Origin of the sequence: Butyrivibrio sp. AC2005 (genome assembly GCF_000424145.1) — a bacterium.
In the GTDB taxonomy this organism is placed as follows: domain Bacteria; phylum Bacillota; class Clostridia; order Lachnospirales; family Lachnospiraceae; genus Butyrivibrio.
The window spans coordinates 43,689-57,177 of record NZ_KE384139.1; the positions used below are offsets into that span (position 1 = coordinate 43,689).

The following is a 13,489-nucleotide window of genomic DNA, read 5'->3' on the forward strand; positions in this document are numbered from 1 at the left end:
TTATCCTCCTTGTTAGCCGTACGGCATATAAACATATATAATCTTTCAGCCTCGTTAAGCTCCGCTTATAATCGGCTGAAATTTTATATATGTTTATATGCCTGTATATTCAAAAGCTGAGCTAATCACTCGTAAGTAATGCGCATGTCTCTTTGTTCAAGGAATAATCTACTTTCCCAGAAGATAATCTATGAATTGCTGGGCGGTACGTCCTGAGAGACCGCCGTGGTTCATCTCCCATTTTCTTGCTTCAGCAATAAGCTCATCCTCTGCTATATTCAGGCCGTTTCTCTTTGCCAGTACACGCACTATTTCATCATATTCCTTCATTTCAGGTGCTCCGAAATAGATAGTGACTCCAAAGCGGTTTGCAAGCGAAAGCTTCTCCTGAACCGTATCATTTCTATGAAGATCGTCATCGAGCACAGCCGGCTTGTCCTTAAAGCTCTCTCTAATAAGATGTCTTCTGTTGGAGGTTGCATAAATAAGCACGTTTTCAGGCTTCTTCTCCAAACCTCCCTCAATAACAGCTTTAAGATATTTGTAGTCTGTTTCAAATTCCTCAAAGCTGAGGTCATCCATGTAAATAATAAATTTATAATTTCTTCCCTTAATCTGAGCAATTACATCATTGAGGTCCTTAAACTGATGCTTGTAAACTTCGATTATTCTAAGACCTCTATCAAAATACTCATTTGCAATAGCCTTTATACAGGAGGATTTTCCTGTTCCGGCATCTCCGTATAGGAGGCAGTTATTTGCTTTTTTTCCTGAAACAAAAGCTTCTGTGTTATCAACAAGCTTCTGCTTGGCTATCTCATAACCAACAAGATCCGCAAGCTGAACATGTCTTATGTTCCTTATTGGCTCTATAGCAGCTACAGGCTCCTCATGTCGCACTCTGAAGGCCTTATGAAGTCCGAACTTACCAACTCCATACTGTTTATAGAAAAGAGCCACTTCATTTAACATATCCTCAGCTTGACTGCATTTTGAGAGAGTTCCTGCCAGCTCACAGATTCTGTCTCTCACTCTGGTATTGAAAATCTTGCTCTCGGAAGTACCTGCCTTAAAATCAAACAGAGCTGAAAGTTCAGGTGTTCCAAGTCTTTTCATCATCTCAGAAAAGTCAAGATCAAACCATCGCTTAAAAAGTGTCAGATCATGTAACGCTATGTCTCTGATAGAACCGGATGTGTCACCGCGCATCTCATCAGCACAGCTAAACGCGTTCTCATCAGACACAAGTAAAAGTGCAAGGAAAGCATGCCAAAGATTCCCATAAAAACCTCGTCTTGCAGACTCATCAATCAGGATATTCATACACGTATGAACAAGCTCTGCCTGTTCGTCAGGGGTATAATGAGCATCCGCCTCTTTCTTATCTGCAAGTATAACAAGTGTATCTCTCAGCCATGCCTGCTGCCTGGTAGCATTTCGATAGAGAATAAGAGAATTATCCCTCGTCCCCGATGAAAAAGCAGGGTCGCATTCCTTCCCGTCATCAGACACTCCACTCTCTGAAAGCTTTTCATACTGCCGTTTTCTACTGATTTCCATTATCTTCTCGATAAATTCACCGGCAGCCTCTCTGTTTGCATCATCCTTTGCCAAATCCTTAAAGGACTCTATTTTCTGTTTTTCCCGCTCCTTATCAAAGACATTTTTTCCTGCATTTATCTTATAATCAGCTACTTTCTCGCTGATTTTCATTCTCTTTTCAAAAAGCTTTATAAGCTCCAGGTCAATTACATCAATATCCTGGCGAAGTTCGTTTAAATCCATAAGTCTGTTCTCTCCATAAAATCCCGGTACTAATTCGTCATAATAAAACTATACCACAAAACTCCAATAAATTAACGGAAACTTAATGATTTAGTAGCCAAAAACCGTGATATACTTAATTAAATAAAGTATATATTTATTTTTCATAGTTTTTCTTCCGGTAAAGGTGGTAAGGCATGGATAATAAGCGCATTATTATAGGTTTTTCAGCTGCAATTACTTTTATTACAATCTTTATTTTAATATATATTCTACGTAACCGGGTACCGTTAAATGACGAGTCTGCTATTGGAAATAATGCAGGCAATCTTTATAATGGCGGTCTTGTTCTTGAAATGGACGGAAAGGTCTACTTTTCTAATCCCCTTGATAGCGGAGCCATGTATTCCATGAATCCCGACGAGACAGATTTAAATGATATTACAATGATGGCTGTCAGAAATATCGTCGGTTATGGCAAATATGTCTACTACTATATGGACACCTCGAAAAGTAATGCCACAAGTGATTTGAAAGGTCTTGGAAGAGTCTCAACTTTTTATGGTCTATACAGAAGTGAAATAGACGGGGACAACCAGGAGCTTCTTGACAGAAATCTCATATCTGCAATTCAGCTCGTCGGAAGTGACTTGTACTATACTGTAACCTCCGGTGAAAAATCCGGACTGAACAAAATAAGAATTGACGGTGAAAAACAGGCTTTGGTTACCACCGAAATGCTGGATCCCTCCTGTGCCAGTGCCGGAAAAATATATTACAGCGGTGTGGATCTTGATCATAACCTGCACATGATGGATACTCTTTCCAATAATTCTTCCTCTATTGTTATGGGCGGCAACATATGGCAGCCGATAATAATGGGCGATTACGTCTATTACATTGATGCAGAACATCATTACAGACTGTGCCGCGCAAATCTTGCAACAGGTAATAGTGAAGTTCTGATTAATTCCAGAGTGGATTATTACAATATGAACGAATATAACATCTTCTATGCTACTTCAGAGGCCGGCAATCAGACTCTCAGAGTTATGAAGCTTGATGGATCAGGTAATACTGTCATCGCTGAGGGCATTTATCATGGCCTTAGTCTCACTTCTAAGTACCTGTATTTCAAACCCTTTGGAGTTGAAAATGTTATGTACCACATTCCTATTGATGGTTCTGCACCGGTAAGTACCTTCAATCCGGGTAAGTAATCAAACCAATTTTTCATGAAAATACATATAGACAAAGTTCTCTGAACATATATAATTGATAAAGAAAAAAAGATAATTCAGTTGTATATGGGAGTGCAGAATCTATGATGAATAATCTAAGACACATGATGCGTCCGCTCGACTTCTCTGTTGAAGAGCTTGAACAGCTTTTCGATACAGCAGGAGACATTGAACGGAACATGAGCAGCTACGCTCACAAGTGCGATGGTAATATCCTCGCAACCTGTTTTTATGAACCCAGTACCCGTACAAGACTCAGTTTTGAAACAGCTATGCTGCGACTTGGCGGTCAGATAATCGGTTTTGCCGATGCTTCCAGTTCATCAGTTTCTAAAGGCGAAAGTGTCGCCGATACTATCCGTGTTATTTCCAGCTTCGCTGATATCTGTGCGATGCGCCATCCCAAGGAAGGTGCTCCTATGGTAGCGGCAGCGAATTCTATTATTCCCGTTATTAATGCCGGTGATGGCGGTCATCACCACCCTACTCAAACTCTTACAGATCTTCTCACTATTCGTTCACTATATGGCTCACTTGGTGGCTTTACCATTGGTCTCTGCGGTGATCTTAAATTTGGCAGAACTGTTCATTCTCTTATAAATGCTCTTGTTCGTTATAAGGATATCCATTTTATTTTCATATCTCCTAATGAGCTCCGCGTACCGGATTACATCACGGATCTTCTTAAGGAAAATAACATAACCTATGAAGAAGTAATAAAGCTCGAGGACGTAATGCCAAGACTTGACCTTTTATACATGACACGAGTTCAGAAGGAACGCTTTTTCAACGAGGAAGACTATATCCGTCTGCGTGATTTCTACATATTAAATGAAGAAAAAATGCAAATGGCAAAAAAGGATATGCATATCCTTCATCCTCTTCCCAGAGTAAATGAGATTTCTGTCGAGGTTGATAACGATCCAAGGGCTGCATACTTCAAGCAGGTTCAGTATGGTCTGTATGTGAGAATGGCACTGATTTTGACACTGCTTGATAAAACGGATGCGCATATGAATCATGGGTTGCTTAGGGTGTGGTAAATAATTCAGAAAGGGGCATATAACTATGCTTAACGTAGGTAAAATTGAAGAAGGCTTCGTTCTTGATCATATAAAAGCCGGTCGCAGCATGCAGATATATCATCACCTGGGACTTGATAAGCTTGACTGTACTGTTGCTATAATAAAAAATGCAAAAAGTAACGTTATGGGCAAAAAGGATATTCTGAAGGTTGAATGTGATATTGATACTCTTGACCTTGATGTCCTTGCTTTTATCGATCATAATATCACGGTTAATGTTATAAAAGCCGGTGAAATTGTTGAAAAAAGAGCACTTTTCCTGCCTCATGAAATAAAAAATGTCATAAAATGTCACAATCCCCGTTGTATTTCTTCTATAGAACAGGGTTTACCGCATATCTTCTATCTTGCTGATGAAGAAAAAGAAATTTATCGCTGTAAGTATTGTGATGAGAAATATGGTGAGGGCTCTGCTAATTAAATATATTGAAAAAAATGGATGACTTCCTGTACGCAAAAAATCAAACGCGCGCAGGAAGTCATTTTTTTCGAAATAAAATTTCAAAAAAAGCCTTTTTATCCACTATATCAGCTAAATTCATCTTATTTTTATAATTTGTAAATCACCTCTTAATTTATTTCTGCTAGTGTTGAATATATAGATTCACGGTTTGTATCCAGTCTCCTTTTGGATACGCTCCTATTCTCGCTAAGACAGGAGGTCAAGTATTATGAGGTATACAAAAAAACTATTTTCAATCACTCTCTGCGCTGCTTTTCTACTTATGTCATTCACATGCAAAGCAAATGCTTCTGCTCTTGATGAGAGTATTAATGCAATCGAGGAAGAAACTACCAACAATTATTCTATAGATCCGAATAATTTCACAGTTGACGACCTGAATAAATATACCGAAGAAGTCATAACCAGGAATTCCTCCGGCGGCAATACCCGTTTCAGAGCCTATGATGACTGCGTTGTAGTTGATCTGTGGGCTGATGGAATTTCAGATTATGCAGAGATAGCAAAAACAAATGCAGAATATAAACAGGTATGGGATCAGACCGTTGAAGGAATGCGCGACATGAGCGAAGCTCTTTACGAGCAGTACTCAAAATTCGACATGGAAGTATTTGTTTATGTTTTAAACGAAAAGAATACTGACAATGTACTTATCATGTGTCAGGATGGCGTAGCTATTTATGACTGTGTAAACGGTGATCCCGAAACCAATGATGTAATCGATATGACAAGGTACAGATTCAGATAATTGATACCGAAAATGAGCCATGAAAAGTGTAGTCATTTTTATTACTACTATTGCCTTACTATTGGGATCAATAGGCAGAACCCCCACTGAAATCATCACCGAAATTTTCAGATCAGCCGGAAATAATGAAAATGGTTCAGAAAGTTCGAGTCAGCTGACAGAAGCCGACATTCAGGCAATGAATGATAACAAAGCTATCATAGTCCGCTCGAACGAAGGCTATGTTTCCACTATTGTAGGCAGATATTGTAATAAAAGGATAAATGTAATACCCGGTGATAATTCTACCGCCAACGAAGCTCTGGATTCTCTGGACAGAATCTCAGGGCTTCTTGGGCTACAGGGAGAAACAAAATTCTTTTGTTCTGATATGTCCAGGGATGGAGGAGGCTACACCTACATTGCCTATCAGCAAAGGGCAGGACAGTCCACGATTTTCAATGCTACACTTCATATTGTCCTAGATCCGGAAGGGTATCCATGCGCAGTTTCATCCTCCTGTGCAACCGGATTAAGGGAATCTGTCCAGGAAGAAATTCTCTCAAAGGACGAAGTTCTTGATATAGTCATGAACCTGGATGATCCTGACGCTCACTATTATCCGGAAGCCACCTCCGAAGCTACCATATGGTTTTCAGGTACAAAAACCATAGAAAATTGCTATGTTTTATTTAAGGATAACCCGGAAATCAATGATAGCTTTGAAGCCATGAGATATATTTCCATATATGTGAGTCGCGACGGAAAACGCTTATTCTGGTATCTCCCTACTGCTACCCTCTCTGTTGAACGTGACACCTCTTATTACAATAATGAAGAGTATTTCCATGGCATGGAACCGGCGACCTGGAGTGGTACTGTGGATTTTTTGAAAGGCGGAAAGCAGGATATAACAGTAAACGTAGCCTATAATCCAAGCGACGGTCTCTATTACATGATGGATTTAGGCAGAAAAATTGCCATTGCAGACTGTTATGATTTCATGTTCCGAAATACCAGGCTGACTTTTCTTACAAGCAAGGACAACACCTGGGATGATCGTGATCTGGCCGCCTTATATAATTATGAGTGTGCCTATGATGCATATAAAGCTATAGGAATCAAATCACCAGACGGATTTGAGACGCCTATACTTTTACTAAGAAAATACTGTGATAAGGACAGACGCGGCATAGAAAATGCCTGTTATCTTTCCAAATTTTTCGGATGGTACACCTTCTGCTACTGTGATGTGGTTGATATCAGTTATGACCTTGATGTGGTAGGACACGAATACACTCATGCTGTCACAGAATCCTGCATTCTTGGCAGTAATTACATGAATGATGCAGGTGCAATAAACGAATCCTATTCAGATGTCATGGGAAACATTATCGAGACCATGTATGGCAGAACCGATGATAGCGAGTGGCTGGTAGGCGAAATGAGCGGTGACCCTGCCAGAAACATGTCCAATCCTACTGAGTATCACCAGCCCGACAGGATTGGTGGCGCTTACTATGTAAGAAATGTTGAGGTTCCAAATCAGAATTTTAATGATACCGGTGGAGTTCACATAAATTCCGGAATTCCAAATCTCGCTGCATATCTCATTTATGAAGCAGGGATGGATCTTGATACCATGTTTGATCTCTACTATACTTCCATGCAAATTCTCACACCGGCAAACACCTATGAGGATGTTTACGCGGCGCTCATCTATAGTGCAAGAGCAAATGGTTATGATGAATATGAAAATATAATTACCGAAGCTTTCACTAAAACCTGCGTTGTCAGTGATAAAACAAGGGCTGAGCTTGAGGATGAAATCCCCCCTTCCTGCGGCAAAGCAGAGCTAAAAGTAAAAGGTTACGGTCATGAAAATGAGCTCTATCGATTAATCATTTACGATTTATTCGGAAGGCCTCTCTCCTTTGCTTTCCCGGATAAAAACGGCATTATTTCCATCGCCCTTCCTGAGGGAAAATATCTGTTGGAAATACAGGCATTGAATACCGCTTCCAATGAATATGGAGATTATGTTTTCGGCTCTGATAAATGGGAGACAAATATGGGTAATAATGCAAAAGCAGTAACCATTTTTGAGGGTGAAAAGTTACGTCTGCCGGATGTCTGAATTCACAATCATCCTACAACTGCCTTTATGTCCACTAAATCTGCCATTCGTTTTCCACCGGGTGTATTTGGATGAAGACCGTCACCTATATTACATTCATCCTTCATGTATCCCGGTTTATCGTCATTTCTAAGTTCTTTGTCAAAATCAAAGAAACCATCTATCAGCTCACCGCTGCGAATCCAGTCATTTGCCTCATTCCTTGAGGCTTCAAATATCGGGAGCCACCAGTCCGGATATTCATCGTTCCCGCAGGGAGTGATTGTTCCAAAGTAAATCTCCGCACCATTCTCATGCGCCATTGCTGTAATCTTTTTATAGCCCTCGATAATTTGATTTCCACTTACTGTCTCCTCCTTTTCTTCAAGGAAAAGAGGATGCATAATATCATTTATACCTATAAGCGCCAGTACGGTATCAACTTCATCCAACTCAAATACATCGTGTTCAAAGCGCTTTACTCCGGCATCTCCGAAAAGAACAAGCTGTTTTCCAATAGCCTTTACATAAGTAGCATCATCAACTAATCTGTTTCCGCCTATACCACAATTGATAAAGGTAAGCTTTCCGGGGTTAGCATCATAGAGCCTTTTTTGTAATGCATTTGTATAGAAAGACATATGTGTGATTGAATCGCCAAAGGCCGCAATAACCTTTGTTTCATCATCAGTAAGAGCCTGCACTGCGTCAAAGCCTGAAAAGATTTTCATCATACCGATGTTTGCATCATCACGAAGAATATCGGAAGTAATCTCGGGAAATGTTCCTCTTGAAGAAGCTTTATCTATGTCAGTTTTACCAGTTACATCTCCTTCATAATAGGCCACCTCTGCTCCACCATCTGCCCAGAAACAGCATATGGAGTCAAAGTCCTGCTTTTCCTTGTAATATACACTGATAGCAAGTCTGTCTCCGGCATTTATATGAAAATCGATCTCATCACTGAAAGTTTCCTGATCAGGAGCAAGTATTATTTCTGCTTTTCCTCCAAGTGTAACAATTCTTCTGTCTGAAAGAACAGATGCCTCTGTACCATTAAATTCTCTTTCAGAAAACTTTGTGTTATTCTCCTGCCTTAGTACCTTCGCTATAGTTACCTTGTGCAGTTTTAACTCATTTTTGCCATAACGATTTGTAAATCTGATACGCAGCTTATCTGCATCAATATTATTGTCAAAAGATACTCTCTGCGTAAGATTCTCTGCCAGAGCTATATTTTCGCCATATCCTATTTTTAAATATTTAAAAGTACTGACCCATTTCATAATTTTGCCACCTCCACTTTCATTCTTTGATTATAAAAATGAAAGACGAAGCTTTCTTTGCAATTCTTGTACATATGGTTGTCTATTTTTATTTAGAATTTATTCTGTTATGATGTCCGGGATTGCGAGGCTGTTTCTGGAGCCCGCAGGAATACCGGCAAGGAATGAAAATGCAGGATCCAGCATTTTTTCCCAGGTATCGAAATCATGATTACCCTCTGTTCCGAAAAACCTGTAAGGAACCTCTGCCTTATCCAGGGTTTGCCTGAGCTCATCTACCTGGGTATCTACTGCGATATCATGATCTCCATTGCCTATGAAAAGTTCGGGTATATCACATTTATCCGCCTCAGAATATAATTTCATAATATTCCAGGGGCCATTCTCATACTCTTCTTTTGTTCCAAAATAGTAAGCAAATTCTTCGGCACCAAAGCCACCCTTTTCCGGATCAGCAAGAAGAGTCCATGGATTTGCTGCAGGAGAAAAAGCTGCAACCTTGGAAAATACATCATGGTATCTGATGCCGTTTAAAAGTGCTCCATAGCCGCCCATCGAAATACCAGCGATATAGGTGTCCTCTCTTTTATCTGAGAGCCTGAACATATCTCTGGTTCTCTCTATGAGTTCTTCACCTATGAATTTACTATAGTTTGCATTTCTCTCCGGATGATCAATATAAAACGCGTTCTGTCCATTTGGCATTACAATGGCAAGTCCTTTGAGCTCTGCCTGCTTACGAATTCCCAGCATTGTAATTATGCTGGAATAATCTCCGCTATATCCCGGGAGAAAATACACCGTCTTATAGGGTGGCTCTGCATCAGAGCCAAACGGACCTTTCTCCGGCATAAAAACTGCGCAGGACACCCCCTGTTTTAAGCTGTCTGATAAAAAATGTACTTCTGAAAAAGACATACCTTTATAATTCCTTTCTGTATCCGTTACAAATGCAATTTCCTAAATATAAAATTAGTGCCACCATATACAGATGGCACTATTTCTCTTTTTATTTATGAGCAAGTATCCACTCTACACCCTTTGTGATGTAAGCGTTCCAGAACTTCCAATCGTGAATTCCGGGTCCTTCTTCGTAAATAAAGTCAGCGTTGTTTTCTTCAAAAAATTTTCTCATGATCTGGTTATTTTCATAGAGGAAGTCCTCTGTTCCGATAGCCATATATACCGGTGGAATCTCGGCTCCGCTCTCCTTCAGCTTTGTATAAAGCACTTCGGGATTATTATCAGATTCCTCAACCTTTGTGAGGTCTCCGAAGACTTCATGATAATATTCGTAGTTGGCAACCTCATTCCCTTCGCCCTCTTTCATGCCTGCTATCTCATGAATAATCAGTGCGGAGGAAAGAGCAATTATGCCACCAAAGGTCTCAGGAAAAGCAAGTCCTGTATGAAGTGCACCAAAGCCTCCCATTGAAAGACCTCCGATGAAAGTGTCCTCTTTTTTATCTGAGAGACCAAAAAGCTTTCTTGTATATTCAACAACCTCTTTTCCTGCATAAGTGCAGAACTGACAGCCTGTAGCTTTTCTGTTAAGATAGAAGTTATTTCCTCCGGTTATCATAATAACTGCCATATTATAGGCAGAAGCAATGTCATCTGCTATGCCGTTGTAGAGCCAGTCACTCTCGTTACCTGAATAACCATGAAGCAGATAAAGTGTTTTCATGGGTCTTTTGAAATGAGGATTCGCCTCTGCCATCATTGGCGGAACATCATTAGGTATTGCATATGAAATGTTCACCTGCCCCATCTGTGAAATTGAATAAAATCTGAGTGTTCCTGTTGCCATTTTTTCCTCCCTATTATGCTAATTGGTAATTCCAGAGATCACCTGACGGAACATAGGTTACCTTAACCTCTCCTTCGGTAAGATCACTAAGCCAGTCCGCGGAGTATTTTCCTCCAAGCTCCTCCCAGTTAAAGTGGCCTATGTTGAAGCACGCCATATTTCTTCCCAAAGAAATGCCGTCCCTTATATAGGACAGAAGATTCCATTCAATGATTTCCCCTGGTATTATCGCATCAATGTTGTTTTCCTGTATAGCCCTAATTATCTCTGTTGTATAATCTGTGTAATATCCGCCGTCTTCCCTTGCAGGAATAAATGCATCCGGATATATATGCCCGACAAGTGCAATACGCTTGATCTTGTCCTGTCCTCTTCCGATGTACCTGGTACCTTTTAAGCCTATCTTTTGGATAAGCATTTCATTCATTTTTCTTACCGTTGTTTCCTCAGGCAAATCTATTACGTAACCAAAAGGTACCATATTTCCTGCATCTACAAGATTGTTTTCCCAGCCCATATACTTTATAACCCCGGTAAAGATACTGTCCGGTCTGTGGGCATGCATATGATCATGATCTCTGTATACAACAATTCCGTTATCTGCAAGAAGCTTCATCTTTTCATCATATATGTCACACTTAAAATTTGCTCTCCATCCCGGAAGATCGGGTGTAAGATAGCTTGTGGGCTCATGTACATATAAAAGATTGGCTCCAAGCTCAATAGTTTTTCTGATTACATCTATGTTGGGAACAAGTGCGGAAACTATTCCGGTGCACTCCTGATTTGGATCCCCACATTTTATTCCGTCACAGCCATCATAATCGGGACCAAGGTCCGGATGGTAGTCTGCTACTTTATCTAAGATTTCTGATATTGTCACTATCTTTTCGCCTCCCATATTTTACAAGGAAGTTCTGTTCTCGGGGCTTTGCCCCTCGCCAGAACACGTTCGGACTAGGTTCGAAAAAACCTCACCAAGTCCTCTCAGCCCTTTACAGCACCTACAACAACGCCTTTAACAAAGTATTTCTGCACAAAAGGGTAAATAACTACAATAGGTAGAATTCCAATAACCGCCATGGACATTCTCACTGCGTTGCTTGGAAGTGAGATAGCGCCTGTACCGACAGCCACACTGGCAGCTCCACTCTTTAGATACTGAATGTTGTTCATTATCCTTATGAGAAGGTTCTGAATGCCGTAATACTGTGGTTTCTGTATATAATACAGCGCATTTACCCAGTCATTCCAATAAGTAAGTGCTGTAAAAAGCGATATTGTTGCTACTGTCGGAACAGCCAGCGGGAAAATAATCTTAAAGAAAATTGTAAGCTCACTTGCTCCGTCAATCTGAGCTGACTCAATAAGTGCATCCGGAATGCTGTTTGCATAATAATTTCTTACAAGAAAGATATTGAATGCACCGCACAGATAGTTGGGCAGGATCAGCGCCCATATGCTGTTTTTAATATTAAAGATCTGTGTCCACATCATGTAAGAAGGAACCACACCACCATTAAAAAGCATTGTGAAGAATACAAAGAAAGCAAGGATATTTCTGTATTTAAAATTCTTCCTGCTCATAGGGTAAGCTATCATGGTTGTGATAAGAACACTTATAAGTGTTCCCACTATGGTCACAAGAACTGATATGCCGTAGGCTCTGAAAATTGTTGTCCCCTGCTGAAGCATATATACATAAGCATCTGTTGACCATTTCTCAGGGATGAACGCGTATCCGTTTCTCAAAAGTGTTGTTTCATCCGTAAAGGAGGCCACAACTATAAGTATAATCGGTAAAAGTGCCAGTACCGCAAGTATTCCGAGAACTACTGTTGAAATACCTTTAAATCTTTTTGCATCTGAAGAGACATAAACGGCACCTACTATATTATTACCTGCTGTTAATGTATTTTCCATCTTTGACTCCTTTAGAAAAGTGCGTTATCGTTGTCCACCTTGCGGACGAATGCATTAGCCGAAACTACGATAATAAAGCCCAGCAGTGACTGGAAGAGACCTGCAGCAGCACTCATTCCAACGTCATTAAGCTCCATAAGGCCTCTGTATACGTAGGTATCTATGGTCTGTGTAGTTGCATAAAGAGCACCTGAGTTCATAGGAACCTGATAGAAAAGACCAAAGTCTGAGAAGAATATTCTTCCCACCGCCATAAGTGTCATGATGATCACTGTGGGCTTAAGAAGCGGAAGTGTCACTCTGAAAATCTGCTGAAGCTTGGTTGCTCCGTCAAGGCTTGCAGCCTCATAAACAGACTTGTCAATTCCTGCAATTGCTGCAAGATAGATAATTGACATATATCCCGCATTTTTCCAAAGATAAACAATTGTCAGGATAAACGGCCAGTAGCCTCTTTCCATGTACCAGGCAACGTCCTGTTTCCCTAGCATTTTCATGATGGTGTTATTTACAAAACCACTATCGGAATTAAGGAATGCATATACCATGTAAGCGATGATTACCCAGCTCATAAGATTCGGAAGAAGCAGTGCTGACTGGAAAAATTTAGTCCTCAGGCTGTCTCCCAGTGCGTTCAAAAAGATGGCTATGGTAATTGCAAAAATTGTTCCTATTACGATAAATGCCAGATTGTAAAGAATCGTGTTTCTGGTCATTATGATGGCATCTTTTGTCTGGAACAGAAATTTAAAGTTCTGAAAACCATTCCAGGGACTCTTCCAGATTCCTTTTTTATAGCTGAAGTTCTTGAAAGCAAGAAAGATACCAAACATCGGGATATAGTTGTTTATAAAAAGATAGAGTATACCCGGCGCCGCTATCAGAAGAAGCGGACCTGACTTGGCATATTTAGTTTTTACTTTTTTTATGTTGGACTTGTTTTCAGACATCTAAATTCCTTCCCTTACTATTTTTTCCCCTCATCCGGCGCTACGCGCCACCTTCCCCCCAGGGGGAAGGCTTTGAGTAGTTTCCCTCCCCTTTTAATGAAGGCTTTGAGTAGTTTCCCTCCCC

At 40.3% G+C, this 13,489-nt stretch carries 12 protein-coding genes; 5 read left to right on the forward strand and 7 right to left on the reverse strand.

Going from position 1 to position 13,489, the window contains the following annotated elements:
• Positions 1-168: 168 nt before the first annotated feature.
• Positions 169-1,785 carry a DUF815 domain-containing protein gene (locus G602_RS0122540; RefSeq protein WP_196808759.1) on the reverse strand — a complete coding sequence of 539 codons (1,617 nt, stop codon included), beginning with the start codon at positions 1,783-1,785 and terminating at the stop codon, positions 169-171.
• 176 nt (positions 1,786-1,961) lie between these two features.
• Here G602_RS0122540 and G602_RS0122545 point away from each other — a divergent pair, with 176 nt between their 5' ends.
• The 5 genes from G602_RS0122545 to G602_RS0122565 all read left to right on the forward strand — a co-directional run bounded on the left by G602_RS0122545 (position 1,962) and on the right by G602_RS0122565 (position 7,417).
• On the forward strand, positions 1,962-2,984 hold the full coding sequence (locus G602_RS0122545; protein WP_026661058.1) for a DUF5050 domain-containing protein: 1,023 nt from the start codon (positions 1,962-1,964) through the stop codon (positions 2,982-2,984).
• A gap of 107 nt (positions 2,985-3,091) precedes the next feature.
• On the forward strand, positions 3,092-4,048 hold the full coding sequence (pyrB, locus tag G602_RS0122550) for an aspartate carbamoyltransferase (protein ID WP_026661059.1): 957 nt from the start codon (positions 3,092-3,094) through the stop codon (positions 4,046-4,048).
• Positions 4,049-4,073: 25 nt separating this feature from the next.
• Positions 4,074-4,511, forward strand: coding sequence for an aspartate carbamoyltransferase regulatory subunit (locus tag G602_RS0122555; protein WP_026661060.1), 438 nt, complete (start codon positions 4,074-4,076; stop codon positions 4,509-4,511).
• A gap of 250 nt (positions 4,512-4,761) precedes the next feature.
• Complete coding sequence (locus G602_RS0122560) at positions 4,762-5,301, forward strand: hypothetical protein (protein ID WP_026661061.1); 540 nt, start codon at positions 4,762-4,764, stop codon at positions 5,299-5,301.
• 19 nt (positions 5,302-5,320) lie between these two features.
• Positions 5,321-7,417 carry a M4 family metallopeptidase gene (locus G602_RS0122565; RefSeq protein WP_026661063.1) on the forward strand — a complete coding sequence of 699 codons (2,097 nt, stop codon included), beginning with the start codon at positions 5,321-5,323 and terminating at the stop codon, positions 7,415-7,417.
• 8 nt (positions 7,418-7,425) lie between these two features.
• On the opposite strand, the gene G602_RS0122570 is transcribed toward G602_RS0122565, so the two are convergent.
• The 6 genes from G602_RS0122570 to G602_RS0122595 all read right to left on the reverse strand — a co-directional run bounded on the left by G602_RS0122570 (position 7,426) and on the right by G602_RS0122595 (position 13,365).
• Entirely contained in the window at positions 7,426-8,682 is a 1,257-nt protein-coding gene (locus tag G602_RS0122570; protein ID WP_026661064.1) for a GDSL-type esterase/lipase family protein, read from the reverse strand.
• A gap of 99 nt (positions 8,683-8,781) precedes the next feature.
• Positions 8,782-9,600 (reverse strand): alpha/beta hydrolase, encoded by an 819-nt coding sequence (locus G602_RS29560; protein ID WP_049945428.1) that lies wholly within the window; start codon positions 9,598-9,600, stop codon positions 8,782-8,784.
• 91 nt (positions 9,601-9,691) lie between these two features.
• Complete coding sequence (locus tag G602_RS0122580; protein ID WP_026661065.1) at positions 9,692-10,492, reverse strand: alpha/beta hydrolase; 801 nt, start codon at positions 10,490-10,492, stop codon at positions 9,692-9,694.
• A gap of 13 nt (positions 10,493-10,505) precedes the next feature.
• Positions 10,506-11,375, reverse strand: a complete 870-nt coding sequence (locus tag G602_RS0122585) for a Nif3-like dinuclear metal center hexameric protein (protein ID WP_155830049.1) — start codon at positions 11,373-11,375, stop codon at positions 10,506-10,508.
• Positions 11,376-11,479: 104 nt separating this feature from the next.
• Positions 11,480-12,415: a carbohydrate ABC transporter permease gene (locus tag G602_RS0122590; RefSeq protein WP_081676134.1), complete on the reverse strand. Its 936-nt coding sequence runs from the start codon at positions 12,413-12,415 to the stop codon at positions 11,480-11,482.
• Positions 12,416-12,426: 11 nt separating this feature from the next.
• Positions 12,427-13,365: an ABC transporter permease gene (locus G602_RS0122595; protein WP_026661068.1), complete on the reverse strand. Its 939-nt coding sequence runs from the start codon at positions 13,363-13,365 to the stop codon at positions 12,427-12,429.
• Positions 13,366-13,489 lie beyond the last annotated feature (124 nt).

What these genes read in the sequence shown, in the direction of transcription:
- G602_RS0122580 (WP_026661065.1), bottom strand. Translation starts at nt 10,492, where the DNA reads ATGGCAACAGGAACACTCAGATTTTATTCAATTTCACAGATGGGGCAG.
- G602_RS0122540 (WP_196808759.1), bottom strand. Translation starts at nt 1,785, where the DNA reads ATGGATTTAAACGAACTTCGCCAGGATATTGATGTAATTGACCTGGAG.
- G602_RS0122560 (WP_026661061.1), top strand. Translation starts at nt 4,762, where the DNA reads ATGAGGTATACAAAAAAACTATTTTCAATCACTCTCTGCGCTGCTTTT.
- G602_RS0122555 (WP_026661060.1), top strand. Translation starts at nt 4,074, where the DNA reads ATGCTTAACGTAGGTAAAATTGAAGAAGGCTTCGTTCTTGATCATATA.
- pyrB (WP_026661059.1), top strand. Translation starts at nt 3,092, where the DNA reads ATGAATAATCTAAGACACATGATGCGTCCGCTCGACTTCTCTGTTGAA.
- G602_RS0122570 (WP_026661064.1), bottom strand. Translation starts at nt 8,682, where the DNA reads ATGAAATGGGTCAGTACTTTTAAATATTTAAAAATAGGATATGGCGAA.
- G602_RS0122590 (WP_081676134.1), bottom strand. Translation starts at nt 12,415, where the DNA reads ATGGAAAATACATTAACAGCAGGTAATAATATAGTAGGTGCCGTTTAT.
- G602_RS0122545 (WP_026661058.1), top strand. Translation starts at nt 1,962, where the DNA reads ATGGATAATAAGCGCATTATTATAGGTTTTTCAGCTGCAATTACTTTT.
- G602_RS0122595 (WP_026661068.1), bottom strand. Translation starts at nt 13,365, where the DNA reads ATGTCTGAAAACAAGTCCAACATAAAAAAAGTAAAAACTAAATATGCC.
- G602_RS0122565 (WP_026661063.1), top strand. Translation starts at nt 5,321, where the DNA reads ATGAAAAGTGTAGTCATTTTTATTACTACTATTGCCTTACTATTGGGA.
- G602_RS29560 (WP_049945428.1), bottom strand. Translation starts at nt 9,600, where the DNA reads ATGTCTTTTTCAGAAGTACATTTTTTATCAGACAGCTTAAAACAGGGG.